Raw genomic sequence first — 24355 nt, 5'->3', positions numbered from 1 at the left:
TCTTTTTGAAGTGCCGATTGTTTTTGTGGCGGTGCACAAATCCGTGTGGCTTGGGGTAGTCTTGGACGTCCAGACATCTGCAACGTGGCATTGATGAATCAGCACCGCAGTCCTGAGTTCGCCCCGCACGACGCGCCCCTGCGCGAAGACGTCCGCCGCCTCGGCACCCTGGTCGGCCATATGCTTGCCGAACAGATTTCCCCGGCCTTCCTCGACGAAGTCGAGCGCATCCGCACCGCTGCCATCGAGCGACGTGTAGAAGATGCGCCGTTGGACGTGCTCGGTGGCCTGCTCACCGGCCTGGACACGGATAAGGCCGAGTCGCTGGCGCGGGCTTTCGCCACGTATTTCCAGGCGGTGAACATCGCCGAACGCATCCACCGCATCCGTCGTCGTCGCGACTACCAGCGCGAGGGTGGGGCGCCGCAGCCCGAATCGCTGCTCGACGTGCTCACGCGCCTGAAGGAGCAGGGTGTGGAGGCAGGCGAGCTGATCGAATGGCTGGAACGGTTACAGGTGGAACCAGTTTTCACGGCTCACCCGACCGAAGCGGTGCGCCGCTCGCTGCTGGAAAAAGAACAGGCCATCGTGCGGGCACTGGTCGACAACTTCGACCCCACGCGTACGCCGCAGGAACGCAAAGAAGACGACGACCGCATCTTCATGGCGCTTAGCGCGGGTTGGCAGACGGCCGAAGCATCTGCCGTTAGTCCCACCGTGCAGGATGAGCATCACCACGTCGGCTTCTATCTGGCCAATCCCATCTATCGCATCGTACCCGCGCTGTACGAGTCGCTGGCCGATGCGTTGCAGGTGGTATACGGCGTGGCCGTACCTATCCCCCGCTTGTTGAGCTTCGCTACATGGGTGGGTGGCGACATGGATGGCAACCCCAATGTGGGCGCCGCCACTATCGCCAGCAGTTTGTCCACGCAGCGCGCCCATGTGCTGGAGCATTACATTGAGGACATCGCGGGCCTCTCACGCTTGCTTAGCCAGACGGAAGATCGCGTCCACGTTGGTAGCGACCTGGCCAACCGCTTGTTTGACTATCGAGTCCGCTTTCCCGAAGCCGCCGCCAAGGTACGCCCGCGCCATGCCGACATGCCTTACCGCAGCCTGCTCACCATTATCGGTGCACGCCTGGGCGCGACGCATGACGATGGTCATCCCGAAGGCTATACCTCGGTCGACGAATTGTTGGATGACCTGCATCTGATCGCGGTCAGTCTGCTTGACCATCGTGGCCTGCATGCGGGCGCTTATGCGGTTCGCCGATTGATCTGGCGCGTGCGTACGTTCGGTTTTCACCTTGCGCGCCTCGACGTACGACAGGATTCGCGCGTGCATGACGATGCGCTGTCGCAACTGCTGCGGGATGTCGACTGGTCAACGCGCAACCCATCGGATCGCGCGGAGCGTCTGCGAGCTTATGCCAGCGGTGAGGAGAGACTGCTAAATAGTGATGACCCCACTGCCGTTGCGCTGCACGATGTGTTCGCCACACTGCGCGAGGCACGCGGGCGCTATGGCGCGGAATCGTTGGGCTTGTACATCATCAGCATGGCGCGCTCTGCTGCGGACGTGCTTGCGGTACTGGCGCTCGCACGCCATGGTGGCCTCACCCAAGAGGGTCGCGTTCCGCTCGACGTGGCACCGCTGTTCGAAACCGTGGACGACCTGACCAACGCACCCGCGACGTTGCGGGCGTTACTGGACGATCCTGTCTACCGCGATCATCTCGCCTCGCGTGGTAACCGACAGTGGGTGATGCTCGGTTACTCCGACAGCGGCAAGGATGGCGGCACGCTCGCGTCGCGCTGGGGATTGCAGCGTGCGCAGGTGGAGTTGTTGGACGTGGCTGCGCAAGCCGGTATCCGGCTGTCGTTCTTCCATGGGCGTGGCGGGTCCGCCAGTCGCGGTGGTTCACGCATTACGCCGGCGCTGATGTCTTCGCCACGTGGCTCCGTCGCCGGTGTGTTGCGCGTCACCGAGCAGGGCGAGGTGATCCATCGCAAGTACGGCATTCGTGCGCTGGCCTTGCGCAACCTCGAGCAAACGGTGGGCGCGGTGCTGCGTGCGTCCTTGCGGCCACGCACGGATGAACCTCGCGAAGATACATGGCGCGAGCGCATGAGCCGCCTAGCGGCGCGCAGCCGCGAGCATTACCGCGCGTTCGTCGATCGCGAGGGCTTCGTCGACTACTTCCGTTCCGCGACACCCATCGACGTAATCGAGCGCATGACGCTCGGCTCGCGCCCCGCACGTCGACGTAGTATGCGCGGCGTGCAGGACTTGCGCGCCATCCCGTGGGTGTTTGCGTGGACGCAGTGCCGCTCCATCCTGCCCGGTTGGTACGGTCTTGGCACGGCGCTGGATGTCGGCGCGAGCGAGTACGGCGAGGCCGCGATGTCGGAAATGGCGCATGACTGGCCATTCTTCGCCAACATGCTCGACGACGTATCGATGGTGCTGGCCAAGTGCGATCTTGGTATTGCCGAGGCATTTTCGACACTTGCGGGCCCGCTGCACGAACCGTTCTTCGCACTCATCCGCGAGGAGTTCGAACGCACTCGTTACTGGCTGATGCGGCTCAAGCACAACGACACTCTGCTGCAGAGCGCACCGCGACTGTCTACATCGATCGACCTGCGCAATCCGTACGTCGATCCCATGAGCCTGCTACAGGTGGATCTGCTCAAGCGCTGGCGTGCGGGTGGCGAGAGCGATGACGCGCTGCTTACGGCCTTGGTCGCGTGCGTCAATGGCGTGTCGCAGGGGCTGCAGAATACGGGTTGATAGTGGCCAAGCCCCTTGTGAAGAGCACGCAACCGCTCCATGTCATGCCTTCCAGTGGAAGGTGGCATCGATGATCGAGCTATATCAGTTGCGGTGGTCGCACTATGTGGAGAAGGTGCGGTGGGCGCTGGATTTCAAGGGTCTCGCGTGGCGGGCTATTGATATCGTGGCCTACAAGAAGCAGGAGATGAGTCGTTTCCCGTGCGCGCAGACGGTGCCACTCATTCATGATGCATCGACGGGTGTGGCGCTGAGTGATTCGTCACCCATCCTTCGTTATCTGGATGAGGCCTATCCCGAGCAACCGCTGTTGCCTGCGGACCCGGTTGCGCGCGAAGAAGCCTGGCAATGGATGCTACGTCTCGACTCCACGCTAGGCCTGCAGGCACGTCGGCTGGGCTATACGCAATTGATTATGGAGTGCCCGGACGCACTGCCACGCCTGTTCATGACCCAACCATTCGGTGGCTTGTTCGCGCGTCCCGTATGGCGCTCCCTGGCTGCACCGGTGCTCGGCATGATGCTGACCAAGCGCTTTCGCTTCGACCGCAATCGACAGGATCGGATCTACGAGCGGTTGGAGAACTTGCTGTTGCCGCTTGCTCAGATGCTTGAGCGCAACGCCTACGTGATGGGCGAAAAGCTGAGCGCCGTAGATATCACATTGGCCTCGCTGTTGCGGCCGCTGCGGATCGTCCCTCACTTCAGCCATCATCCGCGTTTGCAGGGGCTGTTTGTATGGCAACAACGCCTCTTTCGCAGCCACGGCCGGGACGCGGCCTATCCATACGAAACCATGATCGAGGCACAGCGGCAACGCAGTGGTGCGATGCGGGGACGCGTGAGTTGGATGGAGACGCCTTCGACCACGGCGGCGGATGCGGAACGCTCACGAGCAGTGGCGGCCAATGACCAGCATTCGGTGAATGGGCTCAGTTTGTTTAAGGCTTGGCCGGGTTATCTGAAGTTGCGTTGGTTCAGTGGCGTCGGCAAGCAGGTCTACTCGCCAGCACCTTATCTCGAAGCATAAGTTCATCTTGGTCGTATGCCGACGACGGAGTCACCCGTCGTCGGCACGTTTGTCATCGGCACTTATGGTGCCCCGACCTGGAAGCGTCCGATCTCGATCAGTTCCTTCTGATCTTCCAGCCGTCGAGTGGTGGCCATGCGCTTGCTCTCGCCGGTATCGAACTGGGTAAGGAATTCGGCCTGGACGGTGACATCACCTGCAAGCTTCTGCTGGTGGTTGCCGAAGTAATGGGCCTTGACGATATAGGTGCCGGGGATAGGGCGATGGATCGTGTAGACCTCCGGGCCGTAGCCCTGGGTGAAGTCACGACTCAAGTGGCCGCCAATCTGCGTGCGATTGTGGCTGTAGATCGCCACTTCGCCGGTCGGATCAATCACCCACAGATCGACGTCGGTGTTGTCGGCATCCCACGTGAGGGCCACGCGCAGTTGCACGGGCAACGGCTTGAGCATGTCGTCGCTGGCGCCGTCGTGAGCTAGCTGTTGGGTCAATGCGGCTCGCTCTTTAGCGGGGGCACGCATCAACACGTCGTTGAGTTCATGCAGGGCAATCGTTTCCACCTCGGGGAAGCGCGCATCCCAGGCATGGTCGACGACATGCCACAGCAACTGCGAGGCACGTGCATAGTCCGGCGTTGGCTGGCGTGACAGCGCCAGGCCAAGGTCACGATAGCTCTGCGGTTCCTCGCCGCGCAGGTGCAGCGCCTGTTCGAACAGCGGCACGGCCAGTTCAAAGCGTTCCCACTGCTCCAGGCGATAGGCAAGGATGCGCAGGAGTGGTGCATTGTCTATGTCGATCTCCGCCAGGTTGGATAGCACGCGCAGCGCCAACCGCGGTTGTTTGGCCTTGTCGCGAAGGTAGTCCGCGCAGTCGAGGTAGAACGATGGCGACTTGGCGTAAGCCTCGCGTTCGCTGAGGTAGGCGGTATACGGATCGGCCGCTGCGCGCAGGCGAGCCATATAGGGTTTGTCGGAGGTGGCGGGTTGCAATTGGATCGACGCGGTTCCTGTTCCTGTTCCTGTTCCTGCGTCGGCGGGTCGGGTGGAGGCTGCCTTATGGGCTGCGTCCGCCACCTGTAGTCCAGCCATCGGTTCGGCCATCGCGCTCATCATGGGTGCGGGTGCGGGCATGGATGGTTGTGCAGGCGGCGGTGGGGGCATGGGAGAAGCGCTGCTCTCCACTACGCTCGGTACAGGCGTGGCTTGCCGGCGGGCGGATTCATGTGAGGCCATGCTCGCATCGACGTTGTCCGAATCGGGCGCCAAAGCTAGCCGCTGCATGCGCAAGGCATCGAGCTTGAGCATCAGTAACGATGCGGAGTGCTCCCATGGTTTACGCGTGGCATCGCTGGCGCCGTCTTTCAGCCAGTGCTGTTGCAATGCATGCGCCTGGGTGGCGATAGCCTTGGCTTCGGCCAGGGCCACCTGCGTTTGCTTGTGCGAATCGAGTGCGCGCCAGCGCACTATTTCGGCATCCGCCGTGGGCACGAGCACGGTTTCCAGCCAGGGATGTTGCTCATCGTGCCACTGGCGGAAATCGGCCCATTGCTTCGCGACCTGTTCCCGGTGTGCCTGCTCTGTGTCCTGCGTGGTGTTGGTTTTGGGGTGCGTGGCCTGCCACTGGCGGTATTGCGCCAGTAGTTCCGGTTCGCGCGGCTCGACGCCGTAGTGCACGTAGTCTTCGATGCGATCCAGCACAAGCATCGACGTGTTGGTGGTAACGATGCCGTAGCGCTTGGCGAGCGCGGTGATGGCCGCGTCGTCAGGATGGGCGGTGGCCTGTAGATCGGCGATGCGCGCGTTCGCCCAGGCGCGCTGGACGAAGTCGCCCTCCGCTGGGTCAAGCAGACTTGTGTCATCAATGCGCAGTTGCTGGTGTGCGGTGGCGCCGGCCGCGTCGCCGAAGGTCAGATCCAGCGTCGCCTGGCCATGGCAACGGCCAGAGATCACGATCGCGTTCTCGGCGGATGTTGGCAGGGCGGGCGTGAGATCACGGCATTCGCCTGAGACGACACGCACCTGCTGCAGCAACCAGGGAAGGTGATTGAGCTCGCGTAGCGAGTCGTCCTGCGTAGTCTGCAGCAGATTCACCACCTGCCCATCGTGGGCCAGCGCGAGCCGGGACAACGCGGCACCGTCAGCCATCTGGGCTGCATGCAGCACCATCACGCGCGGAGAGGTTCCGCTCGCCTGGTCTAGTTGAGGTTCACTGGTGCCGAAGTTGCTCAGGCCATCGCCCATCACCAGCACAAGGTCGGGGTGGGTGTTCGCGTCAGGACGGATTGCTCCGTAGGAGCTGCCACCATCCAGCGGCAAAGCCTCGATGGCTTGGCGCAATGCGCGCGTGTCACCGTTGCGGATCGGGAAACTGCGTGCCGGGTCCGCATCGTTACGGAAGGCGATAAGGTCCACCTGCACGTTGCCGAGCTGACTAAGCCACGCCGTCAGCGCGTCCAGCTCTCGTGGTCTGTCACGTCCTTGCGCACTGCCGGAGGCGTCGTAGTAGAGCGCGATGCGATGCGGAGCTGCGGGAGCGGGCCTGGACGGCTGCGTGGCAGGCACCTGTGCGGTAAAGGTGCGCCACGAAGGATCGAGCATGTCCTGCACGGCGAATATCGTGCCGGCCTGTGCGGGTTTGGGAATGGCGAAGCTCAGCTCGCGCTCCGGACGATAGTCGTGGCGCGCTAGCTTGGCGACATAGTTGTTCTGCCACTGCGTGAAATCCAGCGCGCCGGATGCCGCATCGCCGGTAGCCGGCATATCACCACGCAACACCTGCGCGTTCACTCGGAAATCGCGAATGGTCTGCGCGAACTGCAAGGGCAGTACATAGCGCCACTGGTTCGCCACATCGAGCAGCGGCTGATCGAACGACACGGACACGCGCTTGATGCCGTGTGCGGGAATCGGATACAGCCGCGTACGAAACACGTTGCCCTGCGTCAGCTCGGCAAGGCCCGGATCGATGCCGCCACGGGTGGTGGCCTCGTAGGCTACACGCGCGGTTTCCTTTTCCACCACGACGCCCTGGCGTAAGGCGCCGTTTACCTCCAGCGCGTAACCGCTCACGCTCTGTCCGTCCGCCAGTGGAAACACCAATTCGCCTTCCAGCACGCGCCCGTTCGGGTTGAAGAAGCTCAGCTCCATCGTGGTACTGGCCATGAAGCCATGGACCTTCACGTCGATGGCCACGTCTTGCAGCTGGATAGGCTGCAGCTTGCCCTGACTCGGGTCGAGCCAGATCTGGGGTGGTCGCGGAGGGATGGGGCGGCGGGTGGTGAGGTCTTGCGCGTTGGCCTGCGCACCGCAGGCCAGCAGAGTACCGAGGACGAACAGCTTCCATGTCTGCATGATCAACTCCGAGGGTGACAGCCGAAGGGGCATATCGGTTGAAACGGAGCGAGCGGTGAAAAGGGGTTAAGCCGGTGGGTGCCATTCCATCCAGGCCAGCGACTTCGGCCTAAGGAGGCGCATCTTGCTAGACGACGCCTCTCTGGCCCCTGGGACGCGTCCTATCCTTGAGACGCGTCCTTGGTGGCGGGACGACCGGCGTCAGCCGTCGAGTTCAGCCCAACGGGCGTACGCCGTGTCCAGTTCGCTCTGTAGCTTCGCCAGCGCCTCGTTGGCCTTCAGCACGGTGGCGTTGTCCTGGCGGAAGAACTCGGCATCGTTCATCGCCTCGGTGCGCGCGGCGATATCTGTTTCCAGTACTTCGATGCGGCCGGGTAGTTGTTCCAATTCGCGCGCTTCTTTGTAGCTGAGCTTGCGCTTCGCTTCTGCAACCGGGGCAAGTGTCGCCGCTTGTGCGGTGATGTTCTTGTCCTCCGCCGGCTTGGACGCGGCCGCCATCGCGGCGGGCCGCTGGCGGAGCCAGTCGGTATAGCCACCCACGTACTCGCCAATCCTGCCGTGGCCCTCGAGCACCAGTGTGCTCGACACAACGTTGTCGAGGAACTCGCGGTCATGTGACACCAACAGCAACGTGCCCTGGTATTCGGTGAGCAGTTCTTCGAGCAGCTCCAGGGTTTCCACGTCGAGGTCGTTGGTCGGTTCGTCCATCACCAGCAGGTTGGACGGCTGTGCGAACAGCTTGGCCAGCAGTAGACGATTGCGTTCGCCGCCGGACAGTCGCGTGATCGGTGCACGCGCACGCTCCGGCGAAAACAGGAAATCCTGCAGGTAGCCGATGATGTGCTTGCGCGTACCGTTGAGCTCGATGTACTCGCGTCCTTCGGCCACGTTGTCCAGCGCGTTGAGCTGGTCGTTGAGCTGCACGCGGTGCTGGTCGAAGTAGGCGATCTGGATGCCGGTGCCGAGCGTGGCGTGGCCGCGCTCCGGCTTGAGTTCGCCCAGCATGATCTTCAAGAGTGTGCTCTTGCCGGCACCGTTCGGGCCGATGATGCCCACGCGATCACCGCGCATGATGGTGGTGCTCAGGTTTTCGATCAGCACGCGCCCGCCGTAGGCTTGGTGCACGTGTTCCAGGTCGATCACCTTCTTGCCGGACGCTTGTGCGGTGGCAAGCGTCATCTTCACGTTGCCGGAAAGCTCGCGGCGCTCCCCGCGTTCGACGCGCAACGCCTTGAGTGCGCGCACGCGTCCTTCGTTGCGCGTGCGGCGTGCCTTGATGCCCTGGCGAATCCACACTTCTTCCTGCGCGAGCTTTTTGTCGAACAGCGCGTTCGCCTGTGCTTGGGCATGCAGGCGTTCTTCGCGGCGGCGCAGGTAGTTGTCGTAGTCGCCCGGCCAGTCGGTGAGCTGGCCGCGATCGATCTCGACGATGCGTGTGGCGAGTGCGCGGAGAAAGCTGCGGTCATGCGTGACGAACACGATGCTGCCTTCGAACTGGCGCAGGAAGTTTTCCAGCCAGCCGATGGCTTCGATGTCGAGATGGTTGGTGGGCTCGTCGAGCAGCAGCACGTCGGGTTTGCGTACCAGTGCCTGCGCAAGCAGCACGCGGCGCTTCATGCCGCCGGACAATGCGGCGAAATCGGTATCGCCCGGAAGCTCGAGTCGGGTCAACACGTCAGTGACGCGGCGGTCGAGATCCCAGCCGTGTTGCGCTTCGATCTGCTCCTGCACATCGCCGAGTGCATCCATGTCGCCTTCGGCGAGTAGGTGGTGATAGCGCGCGAGCAATTGGCCAAGATCGCCAAGGCCTTGTGCGACGACATCGAACACGCTGCCGGCGGTATCTTGCGGCACCTCCTGAGCCATGCGTGCAACGACGACGCCCGTCTGCACACGTACTTCGCCATCGTCGGACTTGAGGTCGCCGGCGATGAGTTTCATCAAGGTGGATTTGCCTTCGCCGTTACGACCGACGATGCACACGCGCTCGTTCGCCTCGATGGAGAGGTCGACGTGTTCGAGCAGAAGAGGGCCGCCGATGCTGAAGTCGACGCGCTGGAGTTGGATAAGGGACATCCGGACATTTTAGGCGATATGACGCCTAGGCCGATCCGTTGGTGGCAGATTCAATCTCGGCAGCGTGCGGCCGATAGGGATTTAGGATGGGATGCGTTGTCAGGAAAGAGGTGGCGAGGCCATTGCTTTTTCTGACAAAAATGTGGCGATTTTCAGAAAAAAGAGCTTTTCCCCTACCTCGTTTGAAGGCACACTCGCTTGACACGTAGACAAAGCCTTCACGGTGAAATTTGCGTTACGACGGCGCCAGCGGCGCCGTTATGATTTTATCGTCCATGGAAACATGGACTTATGTGACCTAATTCAAGTATTGTCTGGGCCTGTGGCGATGACGTTGCAGTTCAGGGTTTGTAACGTCGGATAAAACGGCGGCGAAGCGAGGAATCGGGTGGCTATCAAGTCCAACACGCCGGCCAGGGGGGCAACCTGGCGCCAAGGCCTGCTTGCACTGCTCGTGAGCGTCGCAGGCAGTTTCGCGAGCGTGGCCCATGCCGGCTATGCCGCCATCGTCATCAATGATGCCGATGGCCAGGTCATCACTGCAGTCAATGCGGACGAGCCGAACCATCCGGCGTCGCTGGCCAAGATGATGACGCTGTACCTCGCCTTCCAGGCGATCCAGAACGGTACGCTCAAGATGGACCAGGAACTGCCTGTGTCCTCGTGGGCAGCGGCCAAGGCGCCGACCAAGCTGGACCTGCGCAATGGTCAGACCATCACGGTCGAAGACTGCGTGCTCGGCATGATCACCAAGTCCGCCAACGACGCCGCCACCGTCGTCGCCGAAGGTCTTGGTGGTTCCGAAAGTCACTTCGTCGAAATGATGAATGCCCAAGCTCAGCTGCTGGGCATGAGCAACACCCACTTCGCCAACGCGTCGGGCCTGCCCGACCCGGAAGACAGCACCACCGCTCGCGACATGAGCAAGCTGGCCATGGCGCTGTATCACAACTTCCCGCAGTACTCGCACTACTTCTCGACCAAGGACTTCATGTTCCGCGGCCGGCTGGTGCGTGGCCACAACAATCTGATGGACAAGTACCCGGGCATGGACGGTCTGAAGACCGGCTTCACCAACGCATCGGGCTTCAATCTGGCTTCCACCGCCGTGAAGGATGGCCACCGCCTGTTCTCCGTGGTGATGGGCGGACGCACCGCGGGTTCGCGCGACAAGTTGATGGCGCGCCTGCTCGACGACGGCTTTGATAACCAGGAAACGCCGGCAGAGCTGGTGGCCCAGGCAGGCGAAAGGCCCGCTGCTACCGCCGTTGCCAGCACCAAGGCCCGCCGTACGACCAAGGGTGGCGTAGCCACCAAGGCGACGGCCGTCGCAGACGCTTCGTCGACATCGCGCCGCCACCATCGCCGCGGCGCCAAGACAGAAGCGGTCGCCAGTGCGGCGACGTGCTCAAAGAAAAAGAAGGGTGCCACGTGTCCGGCATCCACCACGCGCACCAAGGCCGCCGCAGGCCAGAAGGTAGCTTCGGCAGGGGCTTCGCCGGACAAGTGAGTTCGGTGGTTGCAGCAGGATTGATGAAAACGGGCCGCGCAAGCGGCCCGTTTTTGCTTTGCGCCCTCTCCCCTCCGGACTACCTTCGGGTCGCCCGGAGGGGAGAGGGGAAAAGGTACGTTCCACAACAAAAAACGGGCCGCTTGCGCGGCCCGTTCTCGTAGCGAAGCAAGCGTGGCTTACTTCAGCTTGGCATCGGCGCGCAGCGCTTCGGCCTTGTCCGTCTTTTCCCACGAGAACGTGGTGTAGGTCTTGCCGTCCGGACCCTTCACTTCCTGCGGGGTACGGCCGAAGTGACCGTAGCTCGCCGTCTGCTGGTACATCGGATGCACCAAGTCGAGCATCTTGATGATGCCGTACGGGCGCAGGTCGAAGTGCTTGCGGATCAGCTTCTCGATCTTCTCGTCGGCGATCTTGCCGGTGCCGAAGGTGGTGACCGAGATGGAGGTCGGCTCGGCCACGCCGATGGCGTAGCTCACCTGCACTTCGCAACGGTCGGCGATGCCGGCGGCCACGATGTTCTTGGCCACGTAGCGGGCAGCATAGGCGGCCGAACGGTCCACCTTGGACGGATCCTTGCCCGAGAACGCGCCACCACCGTGACGGGCCCAGCCGCCGTAGGTGTCGACGATGATCTTGCGGCCGGTCAGGCCGCAGTCGCCCACCGGGCCACCGATGACGAACTTGCCAGTCGGGTTGATGTGGAACTTGGTGGCCTTGTGCAGCAGCTTCGCCGGCAGCACGGGCTTGAGGATGTGCTCGCGCACGGCCTCGACGAGGTCCTTCTGCTTCACGCTCGGATCGTGCTGGGTCGACAGCACCACAGCGTCGATGGCGGTGGCTTCACCGTTCTCGTAGCGCAGGGTGACCTGGCTCTTGGCGTCCGGACGCAGCCACGGCAGCGGCGAGTTCTTCTTCTTGCGGACCTTGGCCTGCTGCTCGACGAGGCGATGCGAGTAGTAGATCGCCGCCGGCATGTAGTCCTTGGTTTCGTTGGTCGCGTAGCCGAACATCAGGCCCTGGTCGCCAGCGCCCTGTTCTTCCGGCTTCTTGCGGTCCACGCCCTGGTTGATGTCCGGCGACTGCTTGCCGATCAGGTTCAGCACGCCGCAGGTCTCGCCGTCGAAACCGACGTCGGAGGAGTCATAACCGATGTCGGTGATGACCTTGCGGGTCAGTGCTTCCAGGTCGATCCAGGCGCTGGTGGTGATCTCACCGGCGACGATCGCGACGCCTGTCTTCACCATCGTTTCGCAGGCCACGCGCGCACGCGGATCCTGCGCGATGATCGCATCGAGGACGGCATCGGAGATCTGGTCGGCGACTTTGTCCGGATGGCCTTCGGAGACCGACTCGGAGGTGAAGAGGAAGTTACTCATCGCGGGTTATATCCTTCCTTACGGATGAAGAGATGAAAGAGGGTGCCGCATGATACACGGCCTCCCTCGGGTTTGCAGCCTCAGCATGGGGTGCGGAGATGACGATTTCATGCCGATTCAGCCATTTGGACGGCTTTCTGGCTCTCTTCCGGGGCTGTGCCGGAGGCGCTAAAGCCGCTCAGGGAGCGGCAGCGCGAGCGGTCAGGATACCCCAAGGATGTCGCAGGATCTGCCCGATGGGCAGGAGTTCGGACGCCCGGGTCAGGCGTCTCGCCGCAGGCGGGTGAAGCCGTCGTCGCTCCAGTCCTCGCCACCCACACCATGGCGCACGAAGAACAGCCCGTCCGGGTCGTAGTGGCGTTTGGCAGCGGCCAGGCGTGGGTAGTTCGCGCCCCAGAACGAGGTCTGCCAATCGCGTTCGAAGTAGTCGCTCTCAGAGACATAGGAGCCGGCGCGCGGCGCGACCTTCAGCAGGGCGTCCATGCATTGGTCGATGCGTGCCTTTTCGTCACGCGCCTTGTCCAGGTTCGGCTCGGCGCCGGGCATGCCGGGAAAGGCCGGCTCGCTCTCGCCGCCCGTGATGACGAGCGCGAAGGCATCCATCGCGCCGGGATTCATGGCCGTGTCGCGTGAACGCGCGATGGCATCAGCCGGCGCGCCTGCCAGCCCCTTGTTGAAGTGGAATGAGAAACCCCAACGGCGCGTGGCCGCGAACATCGCGTCGACCAGTGCGTCCAGTTGCCGTTGGTCCAGCAATGACTGCGGCAGCCAGCCGGAACGGTAGCCGTGGATGAACTGGCCGACTTGCCCCTCGTCGCCAGCCCACAGTATGTGATCGCTCGGCGCGCCCGGACGGCGGTCAGACACGATGAAGTCGGGTGCATGTGCGCGGAAGAAATCGGCATCCCAGAAATGGCGGGCGGGCAGTGCGACGATCTGCACGTCATCGTGGATGTGCCAATCGGCGCGTGCGCGCACGGCGGCGAGATAGGGAGCCCACACCTTCTCGGCCTCCTGTTTGTTGAGGCCCTGGAACACCATGGAGAGCTTCACCAGGTTATTGCCACGGAAGTTGATCTGCTCGCCCCAGTGGGGATTGAACAGGGCATCGCGATAGAAGCGCATGGTGAAGGCAAGAAGGGCGCGGTAGGCCTCGTCGGAGTCGGCCTTGATCGAGCCAAACACAGCGCCAAACGTTTCCGGTAGTTCGTGCGTGCGCAGCGTCAGCCGCGTCACCACGCCCAAGCTACCGCCGCCGCCGCCCTTGATGCCCCAGAACAACTCCGGATCCTGGCTCGGGTTGACCACGTGGACCTTGCCGTCCGCTGTCACGACTTCCGCTTCCAGCAGGTTGCTCGACGCGCTGCCGAAATTCTTGGAGAAACTGCCGAAGCCACCGCTTTGCACGAGCCCGGCCACGCCCACGGTGGTACAGCCGCCGCCCTGTACATAGCGGCCACCCTTTGTAGTCACTGCGTTGTAGGCGTCGATCCACATGGCGCCGGCTTGCACCGAGACAGCGGGGACCGGCGCTTGTTTGCCTTCGCAACCTTGCGGAACGAAGGCGTCGTGCAGGCTCACGGCATTCATGTGGCGCGTCCAGATCAGCAGTGAATCCGGAGCGGCAGACGTACCCTGATAACTGTGGCCACCGCCTTTCACCACCAATCGCAGATGGTGCTTACGAGCGAAGTTCACGGCGGCGACGACATCCTGCGTGTTCTCCACGGCCACCGCGTAGGCGCTGGGGTGCGAGGTCCACGCATCAACCCAGCCACTGGTTTGCGTGAGCGCCGGTTGGTCGCCGAGGTAGAACGGATTCTTGATCTGCGCGAGCGCCTCCTGACACGCCGCGTTCTGCGCGCTGCAGCCCTCGAAGGGTGAGTGCAGCGCTTGCAGTCGGCCACCCACCGCATCCTTGAGCTGCTCCCATTTCGCCGCCGTGGGCCAGCCGGGATCACCGGGTCGCACCCGCGAGCGCAGCCCGGTGATAGAGGCATGGGCTCCCAATGCGCGGGCCCGGATCGGCGAGAACGCCAGTGGCAGCAAGGGGAGCGTAAGGGCGGCCTTGAGCAAATCGCGACGATGCATGGTGGACTCCGGGAGGGTGATGGATGCCCCCACTCTGCCCCGGCTGCACCAGGGAACAAGCGCAAGGTGATGAATCGCCGTTGTTTTGGGACGAGCGGACAGGCAACAGGGACCGTCGTTGGACATGCCTGCCGAGACACCCATAATCGAACGCTCCCCACCTCACGTAGGAGCGAGCGGATGAAGCGACTGACCTGGCTGGCATGCTTGCTGACGTCTCTGGTGGCCTCAGCCATCACTCACGCGGATGGCGCGCCGCCCTCGCACTGGCAGCCGGACATTGCCGCCTTCGAAGCGAGCGACCACACGCATCCGCCGGCGCGGCACGGCGTGCTGTTCATCGGCAGTTCGTCGATTCAGTTCTGGAAGTCGCTCGCGGAGGACTTTCCGGGGATTCCGGTGATCAACCGTGGCTTCGGTGGCTCGGCGCTAACGGACTCCACCTATTACGCGGACCGCATCGTGTGGCCATACAAGCCGAGCCTGATCGTGATGTACGCCGGCGATAACGACATCAACGACGGCGCCTCGTCCGACCGGGTGCTGGCCTCGTTCCAGTCGTTCGTCGCCCGTGCCCGCGAAGGCGTGCCCGGCGTACCCATTGTCTATGTCTCCATCAAGCCGAGCCTTGCGCGTCTCGCGCTGTGGCCGACCATGAAGGCGGCCAATGACAAGATCCGCGACTGGGCCGCCACGCAGAAAAGCATCCGTTTCGTGGACGTCGCCCCCGCCATGCTCGACGCGCAAGGCAAGCTGCGCCCAGAGCTGTTCCGTCCGGATGGTCTGCATATGCAGCCAGCCGGCTATGCGCTGTGGATCGCTGCGTTGAAGCCAGTATTGGCGGACTACGGCTTCGTGTCGAAGCAACCTCAGTAAACCAGTGCCCGCGCCTGCACGAAGGCGAAGAAGAACACCGCATTCGGATCGTTGCGCACGGCTTGCAGTTCCCTGCGCATGCCTTCGACCGTTGCGGTGTCCACCTTGCCGGAGGCTATCAACTGGTCGGCGGCCGACACCAGCAGTTCTTCCCAGAACTCGATCATCTGTTTGCGCTTGCCTGGCTGGCGGTTATCCAGGTGGAAGTTCTTCACCTCGGTCTGCACGTCGCGGTAGCCGCCGGCTAGCAGCAGGTTGCCCAGCTTGGCTCCGATAAACGGATCACCGCCGTTGTCGTACTGATGATCGTTGAAGGCCAGCCAGTAGCGCAGCAGGTTCGGCGAATACGGATCGAGGAAGAACGACGAGTTGAGCACTTCGGTAACGTAGATGACCGCACCGGGGCTCAACACTCGGCGCAGCTCGCTCAGCACCCGTGCTGGGCTCGGCATGTGTTCCAACACCCAGCACAGATAGGCCGCGTCAAAGCTGCGATCGGCGAAAGGCAGGTCGGTGGCGTCGGCCAGTTGCAGGCTATAACGCGCCGTACACCAGGCGGTGGCGGCGAGGTTCTGCTCCGCTGCTGAAAGCTGCGCGGCGGAGCGGTCGACACCGGTCACGTGCAGGTTGGGAAACCGGCGCAACAGGATTTCCGTCTGCGCCCCTACGCCGCAACCGACTTCGAGCAGGCGCGAGGCTTCGCTGTAGTCGATGCGGCTGAACAGGGTGGCTTCGAACATGCGCGCCTGGCGCATCAGGCGTGACTGTTCTTCTGAAGAAAAGCCGTGGATATAGGGGAATTCACCCGTGACGATGCTGTTCACGGCAGTGGCCCTGGGGTGGCTGGGAGTACTCCGCACGCTACGCCGGTCAGCGTTTAGAGAAGGTCGCCGCAGCTTTTAGGGCGTGCTGGCCACTGGGATGGCTTGCAGGTGCGATTGAATGAAGGCCAGCACGTCGTGCAGCGTCGGCGCGGCATTCCGCATGGGTCGAGACAGCGCGAATAGCAGGGCCTCGTGCCCGATGCCGGGGTAGGTTCGCAGGGTGCTATCCCCATGGACAGTTTGCGTGGCGCGATAGAGCGAAATCGCGTTGGAGGGCTCCACCTCGTCGTCGTCCGTGCCTTGCAGCAACAACATGGGCGGCTCGGCGCCACGCACGTAGGAGACCGGCTGGCCCCGTCGCTGTTGCGCAGGCGTCGCGCCGAACACGCCGAGCATGATGGGGTCGTCCTGCGGCACCGGCACGAAGTCATAGCAGCCGGCCAGGCCGATCAGGCCCGCGAGGTCGGCGGGTTTCAGCCCATGGGCCCCCAGCCATTCCGGATCAGTGGCCAGCAGGGCGGCGATCTGGCCGCCAGCGGAATGGCCCATGACGAAGACATCGTCGGGCGCGCCGCCCAGTTCGGCAGCGTGCGCATGTGCCCAGGCGACGGCACTCGCCGCGTCCCGCATGAAACCGTCGAGCTTCACCCCGGGGTACTTGCGGTAGTCGGGGATGACCGTCACCACACCTTGCGCAGCGAGCGCCGTGCCCACGAAGCGGTACCACGCGCGTTCGCCACGCACCCAGGTGCCACCGTAGAAGAACACCACCACCGGTGCGTGCGTCGCGTGCGCTGGCATGTACACGTCCAGGGCTAGCCCGTGCTCGCTGTCGAACACGATGTCCTGGCGCGTGGTGATGGCCCGATGCTGATCGGTGGTGTTGAGTCCCGCGAACAGCGTTGCCTCACAGCCTGCCAGCAGCAAGGCGGAGGTGAGCAGCAATGCCCGGCTCAACGACCGCAAGGGCAGGGGCCGGAACAAAAACGAAAGACGCATGGGGCGTGGCGTGGCGGGCGGCGTGGTCATGATGCCTTGAAGAGCCCCGCAGGGGTTTGCGTCGGCCGCAGGGTTCTTCGGGATTGTAGGAATTCGCCTACATGTTTTTGCGATATCCGCCGCTACTGCTATGGCCCTCAGGCTGGGAACGTTCTCAAGTTTGTAGGGGCCTCGCCATCAGGCGGGTGAGTTAATTTCATCAAGAAGGAAGGGGCGAATGGATTTTTGTAGGAAGGCCGCCATCAAGGGCGGAGCATGGAGCGTGGCGCTCATCGTGGCCGTATCGATGTCGGCCCATGCGGAGAGCGCCCAAGATCAGCGCGCCGAGCAGATGACGCAGATTCCCACCTGTACGACGAAGCTCGGCACGCTGGCGGTGGAAGAGCCCGAGCGCGGCGTGGACTGGTGGAGCGAGCGTCAACTGCCCGCCCCCACCAAGCTGATCAAGGTGTTCGTGGCCAAGTCCGGCTGCTTTACCTTGGTCGATCGCGGCGCCGGCATGGCGATGGCCCAGCAGGAACGCGACCTGGCCGCTAACGGCGACCTGCGCGTGCGTTCCAACGTGGGCAAAGGCCAGATCAAAGCGGCCGATTACGTGCTGGTACCCGATCTGATCTCGAGCAACAAGGACGCGGGTGGCACGTCGGTGGGTAGCGTGCTCGGTGGTTTGCTGGGTGGCAGTAAGGTCGGTCGCCTCGCAGGCAACATCAGTGTCTCCAGCAAGACGGCGGACGTCGTGCTAACGCTCACCGACGTGCGTTCGTCCGAGCAAGTAGCTACCGCAGACGGTAGCGCCAAGAAGAACGATATTGGCTTTGGCGCCGGCGCGCCCTGTGGGGCGCTAGCGGCGTGGGTGGCGCGGGCGTGGGTGGCTACGCGAATACCGAGGTCGGCCAGGTGATCACCATGGCGTACCTGCAGGCCTTCAACAAGCTGGTGGCCCAGATCGGTTCGCTGCCGTCCAACGCGGCCCAGTCGAATGCACAGCAGGCCGTGACCATGCTCAAGCCGGGCCGTCTGCTCGCCACCGCCACCGGCGGCGCGGCGGTACGCACGCTTGATCCGGGCATGATGCTTTACCCCACCGGCAACAAGCAGGGCGCCATGTGGGAAGTGGAAGACGAACTGGGCAACAAGGGCTGGGTGTCGTCCACCCTGTTGGAACTGTCCAAGTAATCGTTGTATGCCGGGTCGCCGCGAGGCGGCCCGGCATCTGCGATCAGGCGGCGAGGCGCACGCCGTTCTGCAGGCTGTCGAAATAATCGCGCGTGAGGCGCAACTGGTCCTGCGCGTTCTCCGCGCGATTCACTACGTCGCGGAACGCGGCGTTCTCCGGACGATCCTTTGCGTACCAGCCCAGGTGCTTGCGCGCGATGCGCACGCCCTGCAGCTCGCCGTAAAAGGCGTAGAGATGTTCCAGATGGTGCACGAGGATCTCGCACACTTCGGCTGGCGTCGGCTCCGGCAGCGTTTCGCCGGTCGCGAGGTAATGGGTGATCTCGCGGAAGATCCAGGGGCGACCTTGCGCACCGCGGCCCACCATCACCGCATCAGCGCCGGTCGCGTCGAGCACGTGTTTCGCTTGCTGCGGCGATGCCACATCGCCATTGGCGAAGATCGGAATGCGTACGCTGGCCTTCACGGCGGCGATGGTGTCGTATTCCGCCTCGCCTTCGTACTTGTCGGCGCGCGTGCGGCCGTGCACGGCGAGCGCGGCGATGCCGGCGTCCTCGGCGATTTTCGCGATGGTGAGTGCGTTCTTGTTCTGGCGGTCCCAGCCGGTGCGGATCTTCAGCGTTACCGGTACGTCCACCGCGTCCACCACGGCTTTCACAATGCGTGCCACCAGCGGCTCGTCTTGCAGCAGCGCCGAGCCAGACCACACGTTGCAGACCTTCTTGGCCGGGCAACCCATGTTGATATCGATGATCTGCGCACCGTTGTCCGCGTTGTAGCGCGCGGCCTCAGCCAACATGGCGGGATCGTAGCCGGCGATCTGCACGCTGACGGGCTCGGGCTCGCCGGCGTGGTCCATGCGCTGGCGCGACTTGCGCGTCTGCCACAGGCGCGGATCGGCGTTGGTCATTTCCGAGACGGCCAAACCCGCGCCCAGCCGCTTGCACAGCAGGCGGAAAGGCTTGTCGGTGACGCCGGCCATGGGTGCGAGCACTACGGGCGGGTCGATGCGGTAAGGGCCGATCTGCATCCGCCTATTGTACCGGCTGTCGGGAATGCCCTCTCGGGGCGGATTCATGGCTCCGCTCAGGGGGAGCGTGCTAGCGTCAGCACTCCTTTCGGAGGGCGCTATCCGCATGTTTATACGAAGGTTTTTCCTCGTCCTTTGCTGCCTGCCGGCCATCGCGCTGGCGCACCATGACGACAAGGGGCTGCGCGATGCCACCGTGTTGATCGTGCGGCATGCGGAAAAAGCGGAGCAGGGCGATGGCTTGAGCCCGCGCGGTGAGCAGCGGGCAGCCGCTTACGCTACTTATTTCGATCCCTGGCGCGGGCAAGGCGAAAGCCTGCTGCCGCAGCGCCTGATCGCTACCCGAGACAGCAAGGAAAGCGTCCGTCCGCGACTCACGCTCACGCCCTTGTCGCAGCGCTTGGGGCTGCCCATTGAGCAACTGTATGCGGATGAGCAGGTGGATGATCTCGCACGTTCGTTGCGCGAGGACAACCATGCCAATGTTTTGCTGATCGCCTGGCACCACGGCCACATCGACAAGCTGATCGACGCACTGGGCGGCAAGGCCGGCAAGATCACCGGTCGCAAGTCATGGCCGGAAGACGTCTACGATTGGGTAGTAGTGCTCCACTTCGACCATCACGGCGACATCGACCCATCGCGTAGCGGCGTGGTTGTGGAGCACTTGCTGCCCGGTGACGGCAATTAGTGCGCGATGGCTGCGTTCTCGAGGCGGGCGCGGTCGTGCTTGTGGCGGAACAGCACCAAGAACAGCACGGCCACGATCAGCGAATAGGTCGCGAAGGTCATCCAGATGCCGTGCCAGTCTTTGCTCTGGTCCGGATGGGTAAAGAACGCCTCGATCACCAGGCCACTGATCGAGCTGCCTAGCACCGCGCCGATGCCGTTGGTCATCAGCATGAACAGGCCCTGCGCGCTGGCGCGGATCGACGGATCGCTCTGGCCTTCCACAAACAGCGAGCCGGAGATATTGAAGAAGTCGAATGCCATGCCGTACACGATGCATGACATCACGATCATCCATAGCCCCGATCCCGGGTTGCCGTAGGCAAACAGGCCAAAGCGCAGTGTCCATGCCAGCATGCTGATCAGCATCACGGTCTTGATGCCGAAGCGACGCAGGAAGAACGGAATGGCCAGGATGAACAGCGTTTCGGAGATCTGCGAGATGGACATGATGATGGCGGGGTAACGCACCGCCACCAGATCCTTGTACTCATCCATCTGCGCGAAGTCGTGCAGGAACGTATCGCCATAGGCATTAGTGAGCTGCAGCGACGCGCCCAGCAACATGGCAAACAGGAAGAACACCGCCATGCGCGCGTCACGGAACAGTTTGAACGAGGTCAGGCCGAACGTATCCAGCCACGACTGATTTTCCTTGCGCTGGAAACGCGGCGGGCAGGGCGGCAGCGTGAACGCGTAGAGGCCCAGCACCAGCGCGGCGGCTGCGGCTACATAGAACTGGCCCGACGAGGTTTCCAGGCGTAGCAGGCTCACCGTCCACAGCGCGGCGATAAAGCCCACCGTGCCCCACACGCGGATCGGCGGATAGTCACGCACCACATCCTTGCCGTCGCTCTTGAGCGCGTTGTAGGCCACCGCGATGGCGAGCGAGATGGTCGGCATATAGAACATCATGTTGATCAGCATCACCCAGAACATCAGGCCGGGCGACTGGATCATCGGGACGGCACACAGGATGGCGGCGCCACAGATATGGAAGATGCCGTAGAGCTTCTCCGCATTGATGTACTTGTCCGCGATCACACCCGCAATCGACGGCATGAACAGTGAGGCGATGCCCATCGTCGAGAAGATCGCGCCGAACTGCGCGCCCGACCAGTGCTTGGTCTGGAACCAGTACGCGCCGATAGTGATGAGCCACGACCCCCACACGTAGTACTGCAGGAAGTTCATGGCGGTCAGGCGCAGTCGCAGGTTCATCAGCGTATTCGTGTGTATCAAACGGTGGTGGACAAAGGGACGGCGCGCTCGTGCCCGCAGGCCGGGTACGGGCCGGGCCTGGTTGGGCGAGCCAATGATCCCCTGCAGACGGCCTGGGACAAGCCCGGACCGTGCCAAAATAGCGGCCAGACTAGAGGACCGCCGCAGTGGCGACAAGCTGCGCCGCCGCGAAATACTGCGGTCCGATTTCCCCAGGAGAGCCTTGTGAGCCTGTTTCTGACCATTGCGTTGGTGCATCTGGTGGCCCTATCGAGCCCGGGCCCGGACTTTTTCTTCGTGTCGCAGACCGCCGTGAGCCGCTCGCGGCGACAGGCCATGTTCGGCGTTGTCGGCATCACCCTTGGCGTCGTCGTGTGGTCGGCGTTGGCGCTGGCGGGTCTTCAATTGGTGCTGCAGCGGCTGGCCTGGCTGGAGCGCTTGATCGCGGTCGCCGGTGGCCTTTACCTCCTGTGGATGGGCCTGAAGATGCTGCGCGGCGCGCTCAAGGCGCCGACCACGCAGGGCGAGCCCGTGCAGGTTCTGCAGCAAAGCGATTGGGCCACCTTGCGTGCTGGCCTGCTCACCAACCTGTCCAACCCCAAAGTGGTGATCTACTTCGGCAGCGTGTTCTCCGCCTTCCTGGGTGATCGTGTCGATGCCGCCACGCGCTGGGGGCTGTGGACGCTCGTTATCGTGGAAACGCTCTTGTGGTTTTCGTTGGTCGCTGGCGTGTTCGCCCTGCCGGCGATGCGCCGCGGTTACCTGAAACTCTCACGCTGGATCGACGGTTTTGCCGGTGCTGTGTTCGTGGCGTTCGGGTTGCACCTGATCTTTGCCAAGCGCGCGCTCTGATCTTTCGGCGGGCACGCTTGCACCCCGTGACAGAGCCCGGCAAAAGCATCGATTCGTGATGAACGGGCGCAACGAGTCCGACCTGCGTCGCGATTTCGGCGCATAGATGCCATGTACACTCGGCCGGTGCGGTGGTACCGCACCGGCGCGTGCAAGGGGGCGCGGCCGTCCCATGCATGGAGATGCTCATGGAGAAATACGCGATCACAGGCGCCCTCGCCTTTTCGCTGCTGATGGCCGGCCATGTCGCCGTTGCCCGCGCCGATGCGCCATCCCCAGACGTGAATGCCATCGTCAAAGCGGTGATGGAAGACCAGTACGGCACCCAGTACGACAGCAAGCACGCATGCTGGACCTTTGCGCATACCTCCGAGCAGGGGAATGCGTTGACGTATTGCATGAGTGCGGGCAAGCCACAGATGGTGGATACGGCAAAGGGCAAGTTGCTCTACGTCTACGCCGCCAATCGGTATGACATCCACGACGACGATCGCTATAACTACGGTCATGTCGATCCCGGCCTGATGGGCGCTTTCGCCGTGCGGATCGATGCGAAGGGGCAGTGGACCTATCAGTCGCTCGATAACGCCATGGAGTTTGGTTCCAACGGTTATTGCGGCTGCAACAAGGCGGATTTCGTCACCTTGAGCCAACAAGGCGATGCCGGTTGGTTGTTCATCAGTGGCGGGGTGTGGCAGGGCACCGTCGTCGCTGACTACAACATCGTGATGGCGCACAAGGGTGGCTTTGTCGACGTCAGCAAGATTCCCCAGGTTAAGGAATCCGCGCAGGACGTCGAATACAACGTCAAGGTTGCCTCTGCTCCGGCTGGGTCGGGCATGTTTCCGCTCGATGTGACCAAGACCAAGGGCGGTGCAACCGTCAAAACGTTCCAGGTGAAGTTCGATCCCAAGGCTTTCGCATACGTGTTGCCTGCGGGAGATTGAGCGCGAAACGCCCGCGCTACTTTTGACTATTCAAGGACGAAGACATGTCAAACACGACCGATGATCGCTGGAACACTGCCAGGCAGGACTTGGCTAATGCCGCCGCCAGGGCGGGTGTCGATCCAGGGGTGCTGGCCAAGATTGCCGGCTTCGAATCACAGTACAACCCGCATGCGCGTCCCATTGCGTCCCACAAACATGCGGAACTGAATTCGGTGACGCAGTTCGATGGCGTCAAAGCCATGTCGTCTGCCTACGGCTACGGCCAGTTCACCAATGACACGTGGACGGGCATGGTGCGCCAGTACGGCGAAAAGTACGGCGTGATCGATGCTCGTCACCTGACCGAGGCGCAGGCCAACGCGCCTGAATTGCGCAACGACACGACGTTGCAGGCGGGCATGCTGGCCGAGTTCACTCGCGAGAACATCGTGAAAGGTGCCTGGCTCGGCGGCGCGGATGCCGACGCGAACGTGTATGCCCTGCATAACCTGGGCGGCGCGGGTGGCGCAGCCTTCCTGAAGGCGGTGCGCGAGCATCCAAACGAGCGTGTGGACGCTGTGCTCTCTGCCAATGTCATCAAGCGCAATCCGGGACTCTATGGCGACGGCACTGGAACAGTGGAGGCTGCCTACACGCGCATGGGGCAGCAGATGGAGCGCTATGAGCACTACGCGGAAGACATCCGGCACGTGACGCCCAGTCAGACAGCCGCCGCATCCTTGTCTAAGTCGCAGCCGGCGTCGTCACCGCACGTGCAGGAGCCGCCGCACGCCACGCCGACACATGCAACGCGGCCCGCAGATGTGCTGAGGGAAGGTGCCCATGGCGAGGATGTTCATGCACTGCAGGAGCGACTCGAGAAGCTCGGCTACACCGGCGTCCGGAACACCAGCCTGCATGTGGACGGCCACTACGGTCCCGTCACGCGCAACGCCGTCGAGGCTTTCCAGCGCGATCACCATCTGACGCCCGATGGCGTCGCCGGCCCTTTGACCATGAAGCAGCTGGACAACCAGTTCCGCCTGCACGCACATGACGCATCCGCCAAGACGCAAGGAACGCCGCTACTGAACGATCCGGCGCACGCTAACAACGCCTTGTTCCAACAGACCATGGCGGGTGTCCGTACGGTCGACCAACAACAGGGTCGTTCCTCCGACCAGCACAGCGAGAACCTGGCGGCTGCGCTGACCGTTGCTGCGCAGGGCAAGGGGTTATCGAAAGTTGATCACGTCGTGATGAGCGACGACGGCAGTCGTGCTTGGGCAGTGCAGGGCAACATCGATTCGCCATTCAAGCAGATGGCTTCCGTCGATGTGGCGAAGGCCGTCAATACGCCTGTGGCGCAGAGCACGGAAGCGCTCGCGCAGACGGCCAAGGTGGCGCCCGATGCCGCTCAGCAGCCAGCGATGCAGGTTCTTCAGCCCTCTGCCGAGGGGCCGCATCGCTGAGCGCGCTTCGGC

The 24355-nt window shown here is 63.0% G+C and carries 18 protein-coding genes; 10 read left to right on the top strand and 8 right to left on the bottom strand.

Going from position 1 to position 24355, the window contains the following annotated elements; all coding sequences use genetic code 11:
• Positions 1-93: 93 nt before the first annotated feature.
• Both ppc and DyAD56_RS11830 read left to right on the top strand, forming a co-directional pair.
• A complete protein-coding gene (gene ppc, locus DyAD56_RS11835; RefSeq protein ID WP_102302964.1) occupies positions 94-2799 on the top strand; it encodes a phosphoenolpyruvate carboxylase in 2706 nt (901 codons plus the stop codon).
• 70 nt (positions 2800-2869) lie between these two features.
• Positions 2870-3829, top strand: a complete 960-nt coding sequence (locus DyAD56_RS11830) for a glutathione S-transferase family protein (RefSeq protein WP_158241321.1) — start codon at positions 2870-2872, stop codon at positions 3827-3829.
• A gap of 62 nt (positions 3830-3891) precedes the next feature.
• Here DyAD56_RS11830 and DyAD56_RS11825 read toward each other — a convergent pair whose 3' ends face one another.
• Together DyAD56_RS11825 and DyAD56_RS11820 are read right to left on the bottom strand one after the other, a co-directional pair.
• Positions 3892-7179 (bottom strand): VIT domain-containing protein, encoded by a 3288-nt coding sequence (locus DyAD56_RS11825; RefSeq protein WP_158241320.1) that lies wholly within the window; start codon positions 7177-7179, stop codon positions 3892-3894.
• Between the two features lie 201 nt (positions 7180-7380).
• Entirely contained in the window at positions 7381-9255 is a 1875-nt protein-coding gene (locus tag DyAD56_RS11820) for an ATP-binding cassette domain-containing protein (protein WP_102302961.1), read from the bottom strand.
• Between the two features lie 388 nt (positions 9256-9643).
• On the opposite strand from DyAD56_RS11820, the gene DyAD56_RS11815 reads away from it, so the two are divergent.
• A complete protein-coding gene (locus tag DyAD56_RS11815) occupies positions 9644-10765 on the top strand; it encodes a D-alanyl-D-alanine carboxypeptidase family protein (protein ID WP_102302960.1) in 1122 nt (373 codons plus the stop codon).
• A gap of 179 nt (positions 10766-10944) precedes the next feature.
• Here DyAD56_RS11815 and metK read toward each other — a convergent pair whose 3' ends face one another.
• A complete protein-coding gene (gene metK / locus DyAD56_RS11810) occupies positions 10945-12144 on the bottom strand; it encodes a methionine adenosyltransferase (protein WP_102302959.1) in 1200 nt (399 codons plus the stop codon).
• A gap of 261 nt (positions 12145-12405) precedes the next feature.
• On the bottom strand, positions 12406-14235 hold the full coding sequence (locus DyAD56_RS11805) for an FAD-binding oxidoreductase (RefSeq protein WP_102302958.1): 1830 nt from the start codon (positions 14233-14235) through the stop codon (positions 12406-12408).
• A gap of 180 nt (positions 14236-14415) precedes the next feature.
• On the opposite strand from DyAD56_RS11805, the gene DyAD56_RS11800 reads away from it, so the two are divergent.
• On the top strand, positions 14416-15111 hold the full coding sequence (locus tag DyAD56_RS11800; RefSeq protein WP_102302957.1) for an SGNH/GDSL hydrolase family protein: 696 nt from the start codon (positions 14416-14418) through the stop codon (positions 15109-15111).
• Here DyAD56_RS11800 and DyAD56_RS11795 read toward each other — a convergent pair.
• Positions 15105-15926: a class I SAM-dependent methyltransferase gene (locus tag DyAD56_RS11795; protein WP_102302995.1), complete on the bottom strand. Its 822-nt coding sequence runs from the start codon at positions 15924-15926 to the stop codon at positions 15105-15107. The two genes, DyAD56_RS11800 and DyAD56_RS11795, sit on opposite strands and share 7 nt — an antisense overlap.
• A gap of 84 nt (positions 15927-16010) precedes the next feature.
• The gene (locus tag DyAD56_RS11790; protein ID WP_102302994.1) at positions 16011-16934 is read right to left on the bottom strand and encodes an alpha/beta hydrolase; all 924 of its coding nucleotides are present in this window, start codon (positions 16932-16934) and stop codon (positions 16011-16013) included.
• Between the two features lie 217 nt (positions 16935-17151).
• Here DyAD56_RS11790 and DyAD56_RS11785 point away from each other — a divergent pair, with 217 nt between their 5' ends.
• Positions 17152-17835 carry a hypothetical protein gene (locus tag DyAD56_RS11785; protein WP_343125303.1) on the top strand — a complete coding sequence of 228 codons (684 nt, stop codon included), beginning with the start codon at positions 17152-17154 and terminating at the stop codon, positions 17833-17835.
• Positions 17836-17840: 5 nt separating this feature from the next.
• Positions 17841-18110, top strand: coding sequence for a hypothetical protein (locus DyAD56_RS24510; RefSeq protein WP_343125302.1), 270 nt, complete (start codon positions 17841-17843; stop codon positions 18108-18110).
• 43 nt (positions 18111-18153) lie between these two features.
• On the opposite strand, the gene dusB is transcribed toward DyAD56_RS24510, so the two are convergent.
• A complete protein-coding gene (gene dusB / locus DyAD56_RS11780; RefSeq protein WP_102302956.1) occupies positions 18154-19140 on the bottom strand; it encodes a tRNA dihydrouridine synthase DusB in 987 nt (328 codons plus the stop codon).
• 106 nt (positions 19141-19246) lie between these two features.
• On the opposite strand from dusB, the gene DyAD56_RS11775 reads away from it, so the two are divergent.
• Positions 19247-19831 (top strand): flagellar basal body-associated protein FliL, encoded by a 585-nt coding sequence (locus DyAD56_RS11775; protein WP_199178950.1) that lies wholly within the window; start codon positions 19247-19249, stop codon positions 19829-19831.
• Here DyAD56_RS11775 and DyAD56_RS11770 read toward each other — a convergent pair.
• Entirely contained in the window at positions 19828-21090 is a 1263-nt protein-coding gene (locus DyAD56_RS11770; RefSeq protein ID WP_102302955.1) for a nucleoside permease, read from the bottom strand. The genes DyAD56_RS11775 and DyAD56_RS11770 overlap by 4 nt on opposite strands.
• A gap of 225 nt (positions 21091-21315) precedes the next feature.
• Here DyAD56_RS11770 and rhtC point away from each other — a divergent pair, with 225 nt between their 5' ends.
• The 3 genes from rhtC (at position 21316) to DyAD56_RS11755 (ending at position 24343) form a co-directional block, all read left to right on the top strand.
• Positions 21316-21942 carry a threonine export protein RhtC gene (gene rhtC, locus DyAD56_RS11765; RefSeq protein WP_102302954.1) on the top strand — a complete coding sequence of 209 codons (627 nt, stop codon included), beginning with the start codon at positions 21316-21318 and terminating at the stop codon, positions 21940-21942.
• Positions 21943-22130: 188 nt separating this feature from the next.
• Positions 22131-22889, top strand: coding sequence for a hypothetical protein (locus tag DyAD56_RS11760; RefSeq protein WP_102302953.1), 759 nt, complete (start codon positions 22131-22133; stop codon positions 22887-22889).
• 44 nt (positions 22890-22933) lie between these two features.
• A complete protein-coding gene (locus tag DyAD56_RS11755) occupies positions 22934-24343 on the top strand; it encodes an XVIPCD domain-containing protein (RefSeq protein WP_102302952.1) in 1410 nt (469 codons plus the stop codon).
• Positions 24344-24355 lie beyond the last annotated feature (12 nt).

This window comes from Dyella sp. AD56, assembly GCF_002878475.1.
Lineage (GTDB): Bacteria > Pseudomonadota > Gammaproteobacteria > Xanthomonadales > Rhodanobacteraceae > Dyella.
The sequence above is the reverse complement of the archived record's forward strand: the minus strand, read 5'-3'. Positions and strand labels throughout refer to the sequence as shown.